The following is a 17,315-nucleotide window of genomic DNA, read 5'->3' as shown; positions in this document are numbered from 1 at the left end:
ATAGAAGAAATTGGAGGGAGCATTGCCATGAAGAATAATCGGATTCTAGCTAGAGAGAATTTCCTCACCCGCAGGCAAATAGATTCTGATACTCCATTGGTTATCGCTGAATCTTGGAATCGTAGTTTATCGTATAATGTAGATTTCCATTTGACCAAATCTCCTAAAGTACTTTCTTCAACGGAAACCCAAGTATTACAGACATCCAGCCTGCTTTACCATGCCTTTCAAACGCTTATTCCAAAAATTAAATCATTTTCCAACTCGAATTATTCCTTCCTTTTAGCAGATAACGAAGCAAGACTGCTTAGTGTCTATGCAAAGGAGGGCTTGATGGAGCTGCTTAAAACCTTCAATGCGATTCCAGGCGGGGTGTGGAGTGAGGATATATGCGGCACGACTGCATTTGGAACGACGCTTGCTGCCGGTAAATCAGTTGTGATCCAGGATGCGCAGCATTTTTGTGAGAATTGGAAGGTCATTTCCTGTGCAGGTGTCCCGATTTTTCATCCAACTAACCGAAACATTATCGGTGTCTTGGACCTAACTAGTTTTCCTGAGGATTTTCCAGTCACTGCTTTGGAAATAACAGAAACACTAGCCAAAAGTTTGGAGATGGAAGTATTTAGTCAAATGCAGATTCATAGACTATATCTCGAAAATTCTTATTTGGATAAAGATTTACGGACTTCTGATGATATTCTGATCGCAGTTGATCTGGACGGGCAGATTGTTCGGAGCAATCATCCGGATTATATTAAGGGGCAGGATTGGACAAGACAATTTGATTGGCATCATTTCTTTCAAACAAGTCAAGAACAAACAATATTGAAACCTTCTGCCTCGGTCTTGCCTAATGAGCGTCCATTGCCTTTTTCATCAGATTCATCAGAAGGCTTTCTACAACTCGTGTATTTTCGTGAGCAGATCGTTGGTGCTCTTATCCAAATACGCCGGCAGCCAACGCGAACGATGAATCAAACGGTAAAGAATCATAGTGGGCTTTCATCTAACAAAGTTAATGATACAATCAAGCATCATGTGCTAGGAAATTCTCCTAAATGGCTAGCTTTACTGGAAAAATTACAAAAGGTTGCCAACCGTAATATGTCTGTGCTTTTGATTGGAGAGAGCGGGACAGGAAAAGAAGTGCTTTCGCAATACATACACGAAAATAGCCTGAGAAAAAACAAACCGTTTGCAGCCGTTAACTGTGCTACCTTTGCACATGACCTTGTGGCGAGCGAATTGTTTGGGTATGCACCTGGTACATTTACAGGTGGAGTAAAGGAAGGGAAAGCGGGTCTTTTTGAAGCAGCAGATGGCGGAACAGTGTTTCTTGACGAGATTGCTGAACTGCCGCTTCCGATTCAGGCGATGCTGCTGAGGGTGCTGCAAGAAAAACAAGTAACCCGTATCGGAGAATATCGTCCTCGTCCTGTGAATGTACGAATCATTGCTGCAACGAATCAAGATCTAAAGAAAATGACAGAAGAAGGAACATTCCGCTTAGATCTCTATTACCGGTTGAATGTAGTAGAATTAAAGGTTCAGCCACTTAGGAAACGTCCGGAAGATATCGTCCTGTTAGCAGAGCACTTTTTAAGTAATGATAACCAAGACCTGATTGATTATGACTTAATGCCGGAGACGATTCAACTATTGCGTTCGTACAATTGGCCGGGAAATGTTAGAGAACTAAAAAATGTAATGGAATATGCCGTTGTTTTCGCTGACAAGAACCAGATCCATCCATGGCACTTACCAGACTACATAAGGGAATCATTGAATAAGAATATTGAACAATCACAAGGGCATTTAATATCCCCGATTGAAAACGAGCAGGCCCAAATTGCAGAAGCCCTGAGTTTGAATCGGTATAATATATCCAAAACAGCCCAACAACTGGGAATCTCTCGAGGGACATTATATAAAAAAATGAAAAAGTACCAACTAACGTAGAAAGGGCACGGAGATGTTTTTATTGATAGATTGTTCTGTCAGACAGGAAAACCTAATTACGCATTGGCTTTGGTGTAACAAAAGCCTTGCTTAATTAGGTTTTTTTCTTTGTAAAGAGTGAGCGGTTCAACCTGGAATAAGGCTACGAAGAGGGTGAAGATAGGTTGATATTAAAGTGGGATGTGCAAAAAAAAGTTGAAAATAAGCTCAAAGTATCTCCTTTAATAATAAATTTAGTATAAAACATACTAAAAAAACCAATAAATTATCAGAAAATTAGTTATATTAAGTGTATATTCTGAAAATTTAAAATTATAAAATAAACACATAACGAACCAAGATAAGGAGTAGATGAACATGACAATCATGCGTATTGGTAGAGCTGAATTAAGAGTTCTCGATCTTGAAGAATCAATAAAATATTATACAAATATTATAGGATTAGAAGTAGTTGGAAGAAGCCAAGGTAGAGCATATCTAAAGGCATGGGATGAATATGATCATCATAGCCTTGTTCTGCAAGAAGCGGATTCACCGGGTCTTGACCATTTTGGTTTTAAAGTGCGAAGTGAAACGGATCTTGAATATTACGAAAGAAAAATCGAGCAATTCGGCTGCACAACGAAACGTATTTCTAAAGGAACACGGCTAGCTGAAGGAGAAGCGATTCGCGTGACGCTGCCAACAGGACATCAAATGGAACTTTATCACGACATTCAACAAACGGGAAAGAAGACAGGTACTTTAAATCCACATCCATGGCCGGATGAAGTAAGAGGGATTGCTCCACATCGTTTGGATCATGTTCTATTAACTGGCGATGATGTGAAAACGGTTACGAGATTCTTCACAGAAGCGTTAGAGATATTCCAAAGTGAAAAAATCATGACTTTGGATGGCGAAGATATGGTTGGAAGCTTTATGCACGCTCAAAATGGAAAGGCTCATGATATTGCCTTTATTAAAGGGCCGGATGCTAAATTGCACCATGCCGCATTCAAGGTTGAACATTGGTACGACGTGTTAAAGGCAGCTGACCTTTTGTCAAGATATGATGTACCGATTGAAGTCACACCAACTCGTCATGCCATTACAAGAGCAGAAACTATTTATTTCTTTGATCCATCTGGAAACCGAAACGAAGCCTATTCCGGCGGATATATCACCTATCCAGATTTTCCTACCATTACTTGGACAGAGGATAAAATTGCACATGGAATCTTCTATCATAGAAAAGAAATGATTGACTCTTTTGTTAAAGCGCTTACTTAATTGTTTGTTTAAAGTCTATAAATATAGGAGAAAATTGAAAACGTTTACTACCCTTTGATGATTAGAAAAAATATTTCATATACCATAGAGGAGGAATTTTAAATGACAATGACAAATCAATTAACTAAAGAAACGGTAGATATGAAGCACTGGTTAGAAGTAGCGGAAAGAATTGGTCAAGTTGCGGAGGCAGAAGCATTAGAGGCCGATAAAAATGGTCATTTTTCTCCAAAGGTTGCGGAAGCGATTGTTGAAGGCGGAATTAATAAATTAATGCGTTCAGAACAATATGGCGGTACATTTATCGGTGTAGAACCTTTTACAAAAATTGTGAGAAAGGTTGCAAGTCATAGTATGGCTGCAGCATGGTTAACAAACTTTTTCGCGATACATGATATTTGGCCTGGTTATCTTCCTCCAAAAGGCAGAGAAGACGTTCTTGGTAAACATGAATTAATTGCGGATGTTTTTGCGCCGCTTGGACGTATGGAAAAGGATGGAGATGGGTACCGCCTATACGGTCAATGGAACTTTGCCAGCGGTGTTTTATGGAGTGAATGGATTGGTCTAGGTGCAATGGCTGATCTAGGAGAGGGTCTTGAGTATGTTATGCCTGTACTAAGAACCTCAGATCCAAACCTTAAACTGATTGAAAACTGGGATACACTCGGGTTACGCAGTACAGGAAGTAATGGGGTTCATGTGGAAGGTGCATATATCCCTGAACATCTCATCTTACGTGGGAAAGATATATTTGGTCTCGGAAAACCGGCGGGCGGAGAATATGATCCACAAGACCCTATTTACCGTATGCCATTTATGCAGATGTTCTTGGCAGCGTTCCCTGCTACGTCATTAGGTGCCATGGATCGTATCATTGAAATTTTCCAAGAACGTACCGAAAAACGTGTTCGGGTCTTTAATGGAGGCAAGAACGAGAAGAACGGTTCTGGCAGTCAACGTGTCCTCGCTGAAATGAAAATTCAACGTCGTCAAGTAGAGGGTCTGATGAATCGTTATATTGAAGTACTTGAACAATTCCAAGAGGAAGGAAGAACCATTGCCACTGAAGAAGAACGTATGGAATTGTTTGCGATACGATCACAGGCTGCTAAAATGGCTGCAGAAATGGCTTTGAAAGCGATTATAACACTAGGCGGAACTTCTATCTTCAAAGGAGACCCAGTCGAGTTATTTGTAAGGGATGTCATCGCATTTGCTTCACATCCAACACAGCTTTGGGAGGATGCGATGGGCTCATACGGAAGTACGCAATTTGGCGGACCGGCACATCCGACTTGGTAATTAAATTTCACACCTAAATATTAATAAATAAACGCTTTGTAAACAATGAAATGAATGAAAATAGATGAATAGATACAAAGATTCTTGGCTCATATATGTATTTAAATGAGCCAAGAATCAACAAAGTAAAATAACTGTTCCAGTAAAAAGGGGCTGAAGGATTTGCAAACTGTCTATCTTACCCATGGTCCGGAATCTTTTTTACCAAAGCCAGAGCCCTGTGTCATGGCAATGGGTTTTTTTGACGGAGTTCATATGGCACATCAGCAAGTGATTTTAGAGGCTAAAAAGATAGCTAGAAAAAGAAAGGTTAAACTGGCAGTCATGACCTTTTTCCCTCATCCAAAAGAAGTTCTTAGCTGTGGAAAGGAAAAGATGAATTATTTAACTCCGTTAGAAGTCAAATTAAATAGATTTTCGAAGCTTGGGGTTGATATTGTCTATGTCATTAAATTTGACCAATTCTTTGCCGAACTTTCCCCAAAAGAATTTATTGATACCTATGTAACAGGTCTTGGCGTGAAACATGTTGTCGCAGGTTTTGATTTTACGTATGGTCAAAAAGGAAAAGGAAACATGAAAACAATGAGCACGGACGGTGAGGGTAAATTTCTTGTAACCGTCATTTCTAAACTTGATTATAGAGGTCAAAAAATCAGTTCGACTTCCATAAGGAATCTATTATCAAATGGTAAGGTGAATGAAATTGCCTCGTATCTTGGGGATTATTATGAAACAAGGGGAGAAGTTGTTTCCTATTATCGCAGTCGAATAGGAAAACGTTTTTATGCGGATATTTCGACCCTTCCCTATTATACCTTACCATCAAATGGTATCTATGAAATAGAGATGGATATGGGAGATCATATTTATCAAGGAAGTGCACTTGTATACGCCAATAAAATAAAACTTTCTTTAGATGGTTCATTTAAACATCAAGAATACCAGACCATTAAATTAAAATGGATTAGAAGTTTTGAGATAGAGAATGCTCAATTGAAGCAAATGTAAAGGAATAGCTAACAAAAAAGGGGATCTAAGTCGAAAAATAGAGAATATTTGAATTTTTTATTCAATTGACTTATGATAGTAGTAGGAATCCCTTTCGATGAATTGATACATAGATGGAGGGATACCCATGTATACAATCAAAATAACCGATAACGATAAAGCTAATGTTCAATGGATAAGTAGTGAAACGGAAAGCGTACTTGATGGAGCACAAAGGAATGGAGTGAAAATCCCTTATGCCTGTAAAGGCGGTGGCTGCGGGCTTTGTAAAATACGGATTGAAAATGGCGAATTTGAACGAGGGCCAAGTTCAGTAGCTGTATTGCCTCATGACGAAAGAGAACGTAACTATTCACTCGCTTGTAAAACATATCCAAAAGGTAATATACAGATACAATTAGATCTATCTAGACAAAACGAAAAGATGAGCAGCTAAGTTGAGAAAAATGCTCTAGCTCTAGATGCCAAAGGTTTTGTCAGCTTGATAAGCAGATATATTCTTTTTACTTGGTGGTGGGATTTTGAAAGCTGATGAACTAAAGCTAGAACAATTTTATAAAAAATCAAATCCATTTAATCAAAAGGATCCTCGGGAAAGAATGGTTTCCATTCCAGCAGCTTCAATAGGAATGCTTCGGCATGAGCTTCTTGAAACGATTGGACTGGAACGAACAAAAGGGTTTCTTCTAAGGTATGGATGGCATACAGGAGCGTATGATGCAGAAAAGGTGAAGGAGTTATCCTGGCAGGATCCACGTGAGATGTTGTTAGCTGGTCCTAAAATGCATACATTGCACGGTTATATTGAAGAAGCACCCAATCTTAGAGCAGAAGCAAATTTTCATATAGGAAACATTTATCACGAAGCCATATGGAGAAATTCATATGAAGCACAGGAGCATATAAAGAGGTACGGCTATAGTAATGAACCTGTTTGCCACACATTGACAGGTTATGCGAGCGGTTACCTAACTACCATTCTCGGAAAAAAAGTCATTGCGAAAGAAGTAAAATGTCAAGCGATGGGCCATGAACATTGTCAGGTTCTTTGCCGTACGGTTGAAGAATGGAATGGAGAAATTGAACTAGAATTAAAATATTATGAAGAAGAATCTATTATTGATGAGCTAAACGATACGTTTAGAAAGCTTAAAATTGAAAGAGATAATTTAAGTAAAGCGTATGATGTGCATCAAAAAATGGTAGAAGAATTACTAAAAGAGAATGACTTGAACGGAGTAGCAAATGCCCTCTATCAACATACACAATTACCTGTTCTAATTGAGGACGTAACGTTGGATCTTCTAGCAGCAGCGGGAATTTGTGAGGAAAAGGGTAACGTTTATTCTGAACAATTAAGCCATTTCATGCATAACAAAAGGAATAAAGATTTAAACAAAATAACTAGGGCTAAATTGATAACTGATTTTGATGATTATAAAAGGCTGATTACGCCTATTTACCTTCAAAAAGAAGTAGTAGCATACTGCTCCTTTTTATATACAGATGCAGAGCCACAGGAGGTTGATAAGCTCATTTTAGAACAAGGGGCCTTGGCTTGTTCTCTCTATTTGTTTCATGAGCGTACACGAATTCAAACTGAGCTACGTATGCAAGGCAACCTTCTGGATAATATTCTTTCCAATCGAATGACGTTTGAAGAAATATCTAAAAAGGCCTATTATGTGGGCTTTCAAATAAACGCTCCTTATTTCATGATTGCTATTTGTCCTAATCAGGAAAAGTTAACGATAAGGGACGAACTAGAGTTGAATGATCGCTTAATTAATGACATATCTCAATTCCTTAAGGATAGAAAAATCAATGCATTGTTGGGGCAAAAATCAGGGAAAATGATTATCCTATTATCCGAAGATTTGGCGCTGAAAAGTGAAAATAGTAAGAAAAAGATCTGTCAGTCCATGCAAGTTTATTTTTCAAAGAAGTATCCATCATATGATTTTAAATTTGGTATTAGCTCAAGTTCCTCCAAGATCGAAGAGGCTTCCCAATTATATGACGAGAGCACCTCAGCATTACAAATTGCCAACCATTATCGAAAGGTTGTTTTCTTTGAATTTTTAGGGATTGAAGGAATCATTTTTCAAGCGGAAAATGATCGTCTGCAAAAATTTATTAAAAAGAAATTAGGGACTTTAATAGAGGAAGATAAGAAAAAGGATATGGAACTGACCAAAACCCTTTTTCACTATTTAAATAATGGCTGTAATATTAATAAAACAGGAAGGGCCATGAATTTTTCGATCAGCGGTCTCAGATATCGTCTTCAAAAAATAAATGAACTGCTTGAAGCGGATATAAATGTACCTGATGTGGGCTATCAAATTTATTTATCGCTTAAACTCATGATTTATTGGGGTGAATTGGATATAGATGTGAGCACTTCAACTGACTTAAGTGATAATGGTTAATTATATATAGAAGAAATGAAATGACTGTTCCATTGATTAATAATGATACATTGTAGATGGAACGAAATGGGAGGAGAATTTTAAATGGTAGAACAAGGAAAATATATTAATGTCAAAGGAATTCAAACACATTATCATGAGGATGGGCAGGGAGAACCGCTTCTTTTAATCCATGGTTCTGGTCCAGGGGTTTCAGCATGGGCGAACTGGCGTTTAGCTTTCCCAGCACTTTCAGAGCATTTCCATCTTTACGCACCAGATGTTGTTGGCTTTGGGTATACAGAAAGAGCAGAGGGACAGGAGTATTCTATTGATGTATGGGTCAATCATATGATAGATTTTATAGAAGCTATTGGTGAACGTAAAGTTTCCATTATTGGGAATTCGTTTGGGGGAGCTATTGCGCTTCATTTAGTTAATCGTCGTCCTGATCTTGTCAATAAAGTCATCTTGATGGGAAGTGTAGGAAATAAGTCAACGCTTTCAGATGGTTTGGATGCCGTTTGGGGGTATACACCAAGCTTTGAAAATATGAAAAATCTTATTAAGATCTTCTCCTATGATCAAAGTAATGCGGCAAATGATAATTTAGTAGAAATGCGCTATCAGGCTAGTATTCAAGAAGGTTTCCAAGAGGCTTTTTCTAGTATGTTCCCAGCACCAAGACAAAGACATTTAGATGCAATGGCATTGACAGATGATGAACTAAAGAGCATTAAGAAGCCCGTATTACTAATTCATGGACGAGAGGATAAAGTCATTCCTCTAGAAGAAACAAGCTGGAAAATTGCTCAGTTAATCCCGAATTCTCAGCTTCATGTATTTCCACACTGTGGACACTGGGTGCAAATAGAGAAAACTCAGGAATTTATTGCTCAAGTGATTGGATTTTTGAATCAACCAGAAACAGCCAATCTAGTATGAGCGGAACACTAACTTGTTTGTAAAATTTTTATTATATATATGTAGTTCAACTATTCAACACGAGGAGAGATAATTATGTCTAAAGTTCAAACAGTATTAGATTCTAACATCATTGAATTGTTAAAAGGGGAAACAATCGTTAATTTAATTACGATTAATTCTGAAACCAAAAGACCGGAGCTAACAGTCGTATCATGGGTACTTGCAACGGAAGATGGAAAACAAATTAAAATTGCTGTTGGGCATAAAGGTTCTAGCATCAATAACATCCAAGCAGATCCTTTTGTTACCCTAGGAATTATCGGACCTGAAAGCTGCTATTCAGTGGCAGGCCAAGCATCCGTATCTGACATTCATACAGGAACTATGAAGTATCGGGTCATTACAGTTGATGTGGAAGAAGTAGAAGACGTTATGTTTTATGGAGGAAAATTAACAGTCCTTCCTAAATATGAAAAAACATATGATCCACAATTAGCTAAGAAATTAGATGATGAAGTTTATCAACTATTAAGTTCAAAAGAATAAAGAATTTATTTTAGGCCCCTTTTTAATAGGGGGTCTATTTTTTTTGATAGGGAAGCGATTGAAAAGCTTTCTTTATAGATTTGTTTTTTCAAAATATATATTACTTTAAAAATTGAATATTATTAGATTAAAATATATAATAATAGTGTAAACTTTCAAAATTATTAAAGGAGATTTGAACTATGTATTTTAACAAAGAAAATGGCATTGCTTTTGAATTTGGCGGATTCTTTAATTTACAAGGAACGTTAAAAATTATAAATGAAACAGGATCTGATCTATTGAATCCAGGTCTGAAAGCATACGACGAAGCAGGAAATGAATTGGATATCCTGACTCCTGTGGAACCCCTTCCAGAAGTGTTGGAAAATAACGGTGAGATCACCGTGTCAGTCGTTGGAAAAGAAGATGTTGATCTGCCGTATGAGATTGTGTTAACTACTCAAGGCGAAAACAAAGCTGTGTTACTTATTGAAATGTAAAAAAATTAAAAAAGAGATGCGTCTGAGAAAAGATGCATCTCTTTTTAGTGCTATTTTTCAAGTTTCGAGTAAGAAGAAAACATTTGTCCATTTTGCAACCTAACCTTAATTTTCGTAGGTATGTAGACTATGCATGTCCAAAAGGATTGAATACCTTAATTAAAGATTTAAAGATTCTGAAATAAGGGGTTGTATTAAATGGAAGAAAGAGATTTTTGGAATTTTATGTACGGAGGTTCAAATCGTCGCCGTCCTCATCCTCATGAAAATTTCGATGAAAGTTCTGATGTCCAATCTGATTTTGATGAAAGAAAGCGTCACAAAAGGGATTCACATGGGAATGTTGAAGGAATCAATCGGTCTACATGCCAGAAGCTTGCAGACATTATTGGAGGAGAAGTGATTACAAGTACCCCTGTCTGTCTAGTGCAGCGGCTTCGGGATATTAATGCAACGATTTTAGGCCGTCGTACTCAATCCCCGCTAGCCCTGCCATTTGCACTTTCCTTTGAAGATCATAGCAGAAATACACTTAATCTAGGAGAAACGGTTATTCTTCAAAAGGAAATTAATCCATTCATCACCGAGTTACGTAAAAGAGGAATCATTGTGACAGCACTCCATAACCACTGGCTGTTTGAAGAGCCGCGTTTAATGTATATGCACTGGGAGAATGTTGGAGACCCATTCGAATTTGCAAGAATGAGCTTTGAAGCTGCAAAAGCAGCCGGCTTGTTTTAAGTGGAACATAGTGACATTGTCCTGACCGGACTTATTAAAGTCATGCAGTTTATAAAAGGCAAAATTGAGGGGCAAATTTGTCCCTCAACTCCACAAATAACCAATATATTCCTAGGCTGTTTAATTATTTTTACTTTTCCATTCTTAAATTAATATTACTCATCTTTAGCCAAAAACTTATTAATGCTTTCCTTATTTTGATCAAAGTCAACTTCTAAAACTTCTCCAATTCCTTCATAACGGTTATTTTGAAAACTGCCATCCTCAGGAATACGTAATGTTTCGATCGCGCCGCTTTTGTCCGTTACGATACTTTTTCCGATCTGCAAAAGGGTAGAAGTTTCTATATTCGTATCTACATATGTATGTAAAAGATCTAATAACTCTGGTAGTTTCGCAACACTATTTAAGCTTACCGCCTCATCCTTTAATTTCGAAATCACTTCCTGCTGCCTTTGGATCCGTCCAAAATCACTTAACCGATCATGACGAAAACGAACATATCCCAGCAGTTCGTTCCCATGAAGCCGCTGCTTTCCTTGTTCTAACGTCATGCCAATCCCATAAGACATTTCATATGGTACATCAACTTCAATTCCATTTGGAGCAAGGATATCGACAGCCTTTTCAAACCCTTTAAAATCAACGATGGCGTAATAATTAATATCGAGCCCGAAATTTTCTTTAATCGTTTCCCTAAGTAAATCCGGACCACCATGTGAAAAGGAAGTATTTAGTTTGTGCTGACCATAATCAGGTATAGTGACATACATATCACGCATGAGAGAAATAAGCTTTACTTTATGGGATTGTGGATTATAATGGGCAACCATTATGGTATCCGTTCGAGCTTGTTCCTCTCCGCGGGAATCACTTCCTAATAAAAGAACATTTACCGGTTCTAATTTATTTTCCGTTTTCTTTCCTTGAAAGGAATGAGTATTTTCCGTTTTATTCAATGGCTGGTTAAGGGCAATGATCGTTTCGCTAATGTACTGAATGACATTGAAAAGACCAATCATAAAAATTCCAATGAAAAAGAAGGCACCAATAATCCTGCCCCATCTTACTCTTCTTTTCTTTTTTGCTCGTGACAAGCTTTCACCTCCTTAGAAAATATATTTTGATAGACTACCGAATTCATAATTATTCCATAAAAAGATTTCATACCATTAAAAATTTCATTACATTATGTTGAAATTATGATTACATGGGTCGAGGGGACAGGTTCATCGACCCAAATATAATTAAAATATTCTAAAAATACAAAAAATAATTGACAAAACTCAAATGTCTATTTAATATTAGATTATATTAAATAGTAAGCTGTTATTTACGAGGATTGATTACCGTGAAAAGTCAATCTATGTAGTAAATAAGCCCAGCAAATGAGTATAAGCTATTATACTTTTTTGCTGGGCTTTTTTACTTTAATTACTTACGAAAGGGGCTGTAATTAAGCAGAAATCTAATTTATCTAAAATAAATGATTATCGCTGTTATTTACTGGGGTTGATTTTACAGTCAATCTCGTATCGTAAATAGGCCCAGCAAACGAGTGGATATCTCCACCTTTTTGCTGGGCCTATTTGTTTTTTATCTTATCAATTTATAACTAAAAATGGAGGCAATCAAATGGATATGTTTTTTGAGGATTTTCATATTGGGGATGAAATGATCACACCACGTAGAACGATAACGGAAACGGATGTGGTACAGTTTGCGGGACTTTCAGGTGACTATAATCCGCTTCATATTGATGAGGAATTTGCGAAAGAAACACCTTATAAAACAAGAGTGGCCCATGGATTATTATCCGTGTCTGTTATAACAGGTTTGCAGTCAATGATGGGAATTGTAAATGGATCAACACTTGGTCTATTAGAAATTAATTGGAGATTTAAAAGAGGAGTTATTCCTGGAGACACCATTTATGCAAAATTTATCGTAAAAGACAAACAAGAAACATCAAAAAAAGATCGTGGTGTGCTAACAAGGACCGTTCTTGTTTTTAACCAAAGAGAAGAAATCGTTTCAGAGGGAGAAATTGTCTTATTAATGAAGAAAAGGATAGGTATTCCGACTATTTAATCGATAACAGTTAGGAAATTAAATTTGTAACGTTAGAAGGCAAAATAAGAAAAATGGTAATAGGGAGAGAAAAAATGGAAGCGATTGCGTTGAGAAGAAAGAAATTCGAAGATCAATCTAAAAATTGGAGTCCAGAACCTATTCAGGACCTATTTTTTAGGATGACAGATAAGTATAAAGAAAATGTGTATATTATCGGTGAAGAACAATCCTGGACTTATGATGAGACGAAAAATGTATCAATAAAATTAGCTGCAGGTTTGGTTGATACAGGGGTGAAAAAAGGAGAGCATATCGCATTAATTTTTCCTAATTACCCTGAATTCATCTTTTCTAAGTTGGGCAGTGCCATCGCCGGTTGTGTCACCGTGCCATTAAATTACCGATTAAAAAAGGAAGAATTAAGTTATTTAATTAGTCAATCAGACTCTAATTATATTATTACGCTGGACAAATGGAATCAATTTGATTATGTATCTATTTTAAAAGATCTTTGTCCTGAAGTATTCGAAGGAAAAAAATCAGCAAAGTTTCCAAATTTGAAAGGAATTATTGTTTATTCACCTAAAGGAAAAAAATATACTGGAACAACAGATTTTTATGAACTAATTTATTCGATAACCGATGAACAATCGAAAGAATTTTTACTAAGATACCAGAAAGATAGTAACGATCATGTATTGGATGTAACAGATATTATGTACACCTCCGGGACCACTTCATTACCTAAGGGAGTATTGGTTACACATGATATGATTTGGCGAAGTGCTCTAGGAACAGCGATAAGCAGAGGCTATCAAGAAGAAAGAAGAATATTTGTGCCGATTCCATTCTACCATTGTTTTGGTTATATCGTAGGGATTGTAGCCGTATCGATGGTAGGCGGCTCTGTCATCATACAACGTGATTTTGAAGAATATGAAGCCCTATCTATCATTGAGAAACACAAAGTTGAAGATATTCTATGTGTACCAACGATTGGGCTTAGACTACTAAATGCCTACCGATTAAAAGAGTATGATATCACGAGTTTAAAATCGATGTACTGTGCTGGTTCAGAAGTGCCTGCACATATTTGGAAGAGTTTAAAAGAGGAAATGGGCATAGAAGAATTAAATACGGGGTATGGAATGACGGAAATTGCCGCCGGCGTATTACAAACGGATCCGACCGATGAGCTTCCTTATTTAAATCAATATGTTGGCCGCCCGATCCCAGGAGGACATGTTGGTTTAAAAGAGCTGAATGGAAAAAATATTGAATTTAGGGCAGTTAATATTGATACTGGTGAAATCCTTCCATTTGGAAAGGAAGGCGAATTGATATGCACAGGACCGATGGTAACAAAGGGTTACTACAACAAACCGGAAGAAACATTAAAAACAATCGATGCTGATGGCTGGCTGCATACAGGTGATTTGGGTGTAATAGATGAGAACGGATACATTTCATTGACTGGTAGAATCAAAGAAATTTATCGGATTGGTGCGGAGAATGTTGCACCAAAAGAAATTGAGGATATTATTACAAGTCATCCTAAAGTAAATCAAGCCTATGTAATAGGAGTACCTGATGCATTAATGGGCGAAGTTGGAATGGCATGGATTGTTTTGGAGCAAGGCGAAACGGCAGCAAAAGAAGAAATGCTGGCATATGTATCTGATAAATTAGCAAGGTTTAAAATTCCTAAGTATATAAGGTTTATAACCCAACAGGAACTTCCAGTCAATGGAACGGGAAAAATACAAAAGTTTAAATTAAAAGAATGGTATTTAGAAGAAAAAGAAAAGATCAAATCAGTATTTTAATTGAAAGTTATTGACAGATATCGAGGTATAAAGACTTCAATTTGGAAAGAGGGATAAAGAATGAGTAAAAGGTTAGATGGAAAAGTAATCCTAATAACTGGAGCCGCTGGTGGACAAGGTAGAGAAGAAGCTAAATTGTTTGCAAAACATGGTGCAAAGCTAGTATTAACAGATGTGAATGAGGACGGTCTAAATGAAACCGTTTCATTAATTGAGGATCATCATGAAGACATCCTCACGCTAAAACATGATATTTCAAAGGAAGAGGATTGGGAATACGTTGTTGAGAAAACAGAGGGCAGATTTGGAAGACTAGACGGATTAATAAACAATGCTGGGATATTAATTAGAAACGGTATTTTAAATACATCTCTTGAAGAGTTTGAGAAAATCCAATCCATTAACACTAATGGTACTTTCCTAGGAATGAAACATGGTGCTAAGCTAATGAAAAAAAACGGCGGTGGATCGATTATTAATATCTCTTCGATTTGGGGTCTTGTCGGAAGTCCAACTTCTTTAGCCTACCATTCCTCTAAAGGAGCTATAAGGTTAATGACGAAATCAGCAGCGATAGAGTTAGCGAAAGATTATATTCGAGTAAATTCAATTCATCCTGGTGTTATTGCAACAGCCATGGCAGAAGTACAAAACGGTCAACATCCTTTAAAAGAGAAGACACCTTGGCCGAACCTAGGTACACCAGAAGATATTGCATACGGTGCTATCTACTTACTTTCTGATGAGTCACGTTTTGTCACTGGTACTGAATTAGTCATTGATGGCGGTTATACGGCGCAATAAAGTATATGTTTGGTGGGACAAGGGGCTCCTTGTTCTAAAGACATTGTACTATATTAGCAACAAGGCACATTAATGTAAGACCTTAAGATTATATAGAGTGGGAGAGATTGTGATGGGGAAATTTGATGGTAAAGTGGCGGTAATCACTGGTGGAGCTGGCGGTATCGGTAAAGAAGCAGCGGTCACTTTTTTAAAAGAAGGTGCCAAAGTAGTTTTAGTCGATTTATTTGAGGATTCTCTTAATAAAGTGAAGGATGAGCTTTATCTTTATGGAGAGTTAGTTACCGTTCAGGCAGATGTATCCAAAGAGGAAGATGTTAAGAATTATGTACAGAAAGCTGTGGAACAGTTTGGACAAATTGATATTTTCTTTAATAATGCGGGTATAACAGGCAAAAGAACGTCTCTAATCGAACAGACAGTAGAGGATTTTGATAAAGTGTATGCTGTAAATACTCGGGGTGTATTCTTGGGTCTTAAACATGTACTTCCGGTCATGATCAAACAAGAAAATGGTAGTGTCATAAATACTTCATCTATTGATGGTTTAAGGGGATCTCCTAAAATGTCGGCTTATGCAGCTTCTAAACACGCTGTAGTAGGATTAACGAAAACGGCTGCATTAGAAGTAGCGAGAAAAAATGTCCGTGTAAATTCCATCCACCCATCACCAGTAGATACGCAGATGATGCGCTCCATAGAAGCCGAAGCAAATCCGGATAATCCTGAATCTGTAAAAGGAGCTTATTCTAAAGCGATTCCGTTAGGTCGTTATGGAGATTCAAGCGATATTGTGGCATTAGTATCATTCCTTGCATCGGATGAAAGCAAGTTTATCACAGGTGCACAATATCGAGTAGATGGTGGGATGGGAGCTCTGTAAGAAGTGAAAGTTTATTTTAGGTATTAATTAAGATTTCGCATACAGAAAATAACCTATCTTTTGTATAAAATTGTAATCAAATACGCAATAAAGAATCCATTTTGATCAATCTTTTTTCAAAATGGATTCTTTTTATTTACTGTTTGATATATTCATTTACCCTATGTTTAAAAAATTCTATAGAAAATTCACGAAACTCTAGTGCAGCCTTTGATAGATAATGATTTGGATTCCAAGCAATCCCTATCGTTCTTTTACAATCTGGATGACTAATTTTAATGCGCACAGTATTAGGTGCTGAATCACGAAGTACCGAGAGATTAGGGATAAAGGAAATTCCATGACCTAATTCTACTAATGGTTGAATTGTCCAGGATTCTTCCACTTCAATCGCCACGTTAGGTGTAAATCCGGCTTCTTTACAAAATTTATCTGTAATGTCCCTAAATCCATAGCCTTGTGATAGATTTATAAACCTTTCATCGGAAACTTCACGAAGATCAATTGTTTCACGGTTCGCTAATCGGTGGGTAGGAGGCACAGATAAAAATATTTCTTCTTCCCGTAACGGAACCCACTCAATATTTTCACCTATTATTGGACTGGTAGAGATACAGATGTCAAGTTCAGCATTTTCTAATTGATATTTCATTTCGGAAATGGAAGCTTGTTTATGCTTGATTTTGACTTGCGGATGATCTTTAAGAAAATCGCCAAAAAATTTGGGCATGATATGCGGAAGAGTCATAGCTATCGATATAATCCCTTTATCAGGACTATTCATATCCTGCACTTGAAGGGCGCCTTCATTTAATTCCAAAAAAATACGTTTTACTCGTTCAAGGAAAGCTTTCCCGAACTCATTTAAATAAATCTGTTTTCCTTGTCTATGAAATAAAGGAGCGCCCAGCTCATCCTCTAATCGTCCGATCGTTTTACTTAATGCCGGCTGTGAGATGTTAAGCTCAGCGGCAGCTCTTGTCATATGTTCATATTTAGCTGCTGTTTGAAAATATTTTAAATGTAAAAGTTCCATGTTGGACTCCTTTTGTATACTGAATAATGTCAATAT

Annotated in this window: 16 protein-coding genes; 14 read left to right on the top strand and 2 right to left on the bottom strand. The window is 37.1% G+C overall.

The genetic code is table 11. The annotated features are described in order from the left end of the window. Positions 1-27 precede the first annotated feature (27 nt). From R4Z09_RS18920 to R4Z09_RS18875, 10 genes are all read left to right on the top strand, one after another. Positions 28-1,962, top strand: coding sequence for a sigma-54-dependent Fis family transcriptional regulator (locus R4Z09_RS18920; protein ID WP_338448305.1), 1,935 nt, complete (start codon positions 28-30; stop codon positions 1,960-1,962). Between the two features lie 357 nt (positions 1,963-2,319). After that, a complete protein-coding gene (locus R4Z09_RS18915) occupies positions 2,320-3,234 on the top strand; it encodes a catechol 2,3-dioxygenase (RefSeq protein ID WP_338448304.1) in 915 nt (304 codons plus the stop codon). A 102-nt stretch (positions 3,235-3,336) separates the two neighbouring features. Continuing rightward, positions 3,337-4,539 carry an acyl-CoA dehydrogenase gene (locus R4Z09_RS18910; protein ID WP_338448303.1) on the top strand — a complete coding sequence of 401 codons (1,203 nt, stop codon included), beginning with the start codon at positions 3,337-3,339 and terminating at the stop codon, positions 4,537-4,539. A gap of 162 nt (positions 4,540-4,701) precedes the next feature. Then, a complete protein-coding gene (locus R4Z09_RS18905; RefSeq protein WP_338448302.1) occupies positions 4,702-5,550 on the top strand; it encodes an FAD synthetase family protein in 849 nt (282 codons plus the stop codon). A 127-nt stretch (positions 5,551-5,677) separates the two neighbouring features. Then, positions 5,678-5,986 (top strand): 2Fe-2S iron-sulfur cluster binding domain-containing protein, encoded by a 309-nt coding sequence (locus R4Z09_RS18900; protein ID WP_338448301.1) that lies wholly within the window; start codon positions 5,678-5,680, stop codon positions 5,984-5,986. Between the two features lie 85 nt (positions 5,987-6,071). Next, on the top strand, positions 6,072-7,982 hold the full coding sequence (locus R4Z09_RS18895) for a XylR N-terminal domain-containing protein (RefSeq protein ID WP_338448300.1): 1,911 nt from the start codon (positions 6,072-6,074) through the stop codon (positions 7,980-7,982). 84 nt (positions 7,983-8,066) lie between these two features. Beyond that, positions 8,067-8,906, top strand: a complete 840-nt coding sequence (locus R4Z09_RS18890) for an alpha/beta hydrolase (RefSeq protein ID WP_338448299.1) — start codon at positions 8,067-8,069, stop codon at positions 8,904-8,906. 75 nt (positions 8,907-8,981) lie between these two features. Continuing rightward, positions 8,982-9,434 carry a pyridoxamine 5'-phosphate oxidase gene (locus R4Z09_RS18885; RefSeq protein WP_338448298.1) on the top strand — a complete coding sequence of 151 codons (453 nt, stop codon included), beginning with the start codon at positions 8,982-8,984 and terminating at the stop codon, positions 9,432-9,434. 182 nt (positions 9,435-9,616) lie between these two features. Then, complete coding sequence (locus tag R4Z09_RS18880) at positions 9,617-9,916, top strand: hypothetical protein (protein WP_338448297.1); 300 nt, start codon at positions 9,617-9,619, stop codon at positions 9,914-9,916. Between the two features lie 198 nt (positions 9,917-10,114). Next, positions 10,115-10,657, top strand: coding sequence for a DUF1259 domain-containing protein (locus R4Z09_RS18875; protein ID WP_338448296.1), 543 nt, complete (start codon positions 10,115-10,117; stop codon positions 10,655-10,657). A gap of 155 nt (positions 10,658-10,812) precedes the next feature. Here the strand turns inward: R4Z09_RS18875 and R4Z09_RS18870 are convergent, their stop codons facing one another. Continuing rightward, a complete protein-coding gene (locus tag R4Z09_RS18870; RefSeq protein ID WP_338448295.1) occupies positions 10,813-11,754 on the bottom strand; it encodes an LCP family protein in 942 nt (313 codons plus the stop codon). A 538-nt stretch (positions 11,755-12,292) separates the two neighbouring features. On the opposite strand from R4Z09_RS18870, the gene R4Z09_RS18865 reads away from it, so the two are divergent. From R4Z09_RS18865 to R4Z09_RS18850, 4 genes are all read left to right on the top strand, one after another. Next, positions 12,293-12,748 (top strand): MaoC/PaaZ C-terminal domain-containing protein, encoded by a 456-nt coding sequence (locus R4Z09_RS18865; protein WP_338448294.1) that lies wholly within the window; start codon positions 12,293-12,295, stop codon positions 12,746-12,748. A gap of 74 nt (positions 12,749-12,822) precedes the next feature. Beyond that, on the top strand, positions 12,823-14,556 hold the full coding sequence (locus R4Z09_RS18860; RefSeq protein WP_338448293.1) for a class I adenylate-forming enzyme family protein: 1,734 nt from the start codon (positions 12,823-12,825) through the stop codon (positions 14,554-14,556). Between the two features lie 60 nt (positions 14,557-14,616). Next, positions 14,617-15,360 carry a glucose 1-dehydrogenase gene (locus R4Z09_RS18855; RefSeq protein WP_338448292.1) on the top strand — a complete coding sequence of 248 codons (744 nt, stop codon included), beginning with the start codon at positions 14,617-14,619 and terminating at the stop codon, positions 15,358-15,360. A 112-nt stretch (positions 15,361-15,472) separates the two neighbouring features. Beyond that, entirely contained in the window at positions 15,473-16,243 is a 771-nt protein-coding gene (locus R4Z09_RS18850) for an SDR family NAD(P)-dependent oxidoreductase (RefSeq protein WP_338448291.1), read from the top strand. A gap of 136 nt (positions 16,244-16,379) precedes the next feature. On the opposite strand, the gene R4Z09_RS18845 is transcribed toward R4Z09_RS18850, so the two are convergent. Further along, positions 16,380-17,279: a LysR family transcriptional regulator gene (locus R4Z09_RS18845; RefSeq protein WP_338448290.1), complete on the bottom strand. Its 900-nt coding sequence runs from the start codon at positions 17,277-17,279 to the stop codon at positions 16,380-16,382. Positions 17,280-17,315 lie beyond the last annotated feature (36 nt).

The organism is Niallia oryzisoli (assembly GCF_036670025.1).
GTDB classification, from domain to species: Bacteria; Bacillota; Bacilli; order Bacillales; family Cytobacillaceae; genus Bacillus_BD; species Bacillus_BD oryzisoli.
The sequence above is the reverse complement of the archived record's forward strand: the minus strand, read 5'-3'. Positions and strand labels throughout refer to the sequence as shown.

Excerpts from the sequence above, each read along its gene's own strand:
- R4Z09_RS18860 (WP_338448293.1), top strand. The coding sequence starts at position 12,823 with ATGGAAGCGATTGCGTTGAGAAGAAAGAAATTCGAAGATCAATCTAAA.
- R4Z09_RS18910 (WP_338448303.1), top strand. The coding sequence starts at position 3,337 with ATGACAATGACAAATCAATTAACTAAAGAAACGGTAGATATGAAGCAC.
- R4Z09_RS18875 (WP_338448296.1), top strand. The coding sequence starts at position 10,115 with ATGGAAGAAAGAGATTTTTGGAATTTTATGTACGGAGGTTCAAATCGT.
- R4Z09_RS18845 (WP_338448290.1), bottom strand. The coding sequence starts at position 17,279 with ATGGAACTTTTACATTTAAAATATTTTCAAACAGCAGCTAAATATGAA.
- R4Z09_RS18900 (WP_338448301.1), top strand. The coding sequence starts at position 5,678 with ATGTATACAATCAAAATAACCGATAACGATAAAGCTAATGTTCAATGG.
- R4Z09_RS18920 (WP_338448305.1), top strand. The coding sequence starts at position 28 with ATGAAGAATAATCGGATTCTAGCTAGAGAGAATTTCCTCACCCGCAGG.
- R4Z09_RS18885 (WP_338448298.1), top strand. The coding sequence starts at position 8,982 with ATGTCTAAAGTTCAAACAGTATTAGATTCTAACATCATTGAATTGTTA.
- R4Z09_RS18890 (WP_338448299.1), top strand. The coding sequence starts at position 8,067 with ATGGTAGAACAAGGAAAATATATTAATGTCAAAGGAATTCAAACACAT.
- R4Z09_RS18865 (WP_338448294.1), top strand. The coding sequence starts at position 12,293 with ATGGATATGTTTTTTGAGGATTTTCATATTGGGGATGAAATGATCACA.
- R4Z09_RS18855 (WP_338448292.1), top strand. The coding sequence starts at position 14,617 with ATGAGTAAAAGGTTAGATGGAAAAGTAATCCTAATAACTGGAGCCGCT.
- R4Z09_RS18880 (WP_338448297.1), top strand. The coding sequence starts at position 9,617 with ATGTATTTTAACAAAGAAAATGGCATTGCTTTTGAATTTGGCGGATTC.
- R4Z09_RS18915 (WP_338448304.1), top strand. The coding sequence starts at position 2,320 with ATGACAATCATGCGTATTGGTAGAGCTGAATTAAGAGTTCTCGATCTT.
- R4Z09_RS18850 (WP_338448291.1), top strand. The coding sequence starts at position 15,473 with ATGGGGAAATTTGATGGTAAAGTGGCGGTAATCACTGGTGGAGCTGGC.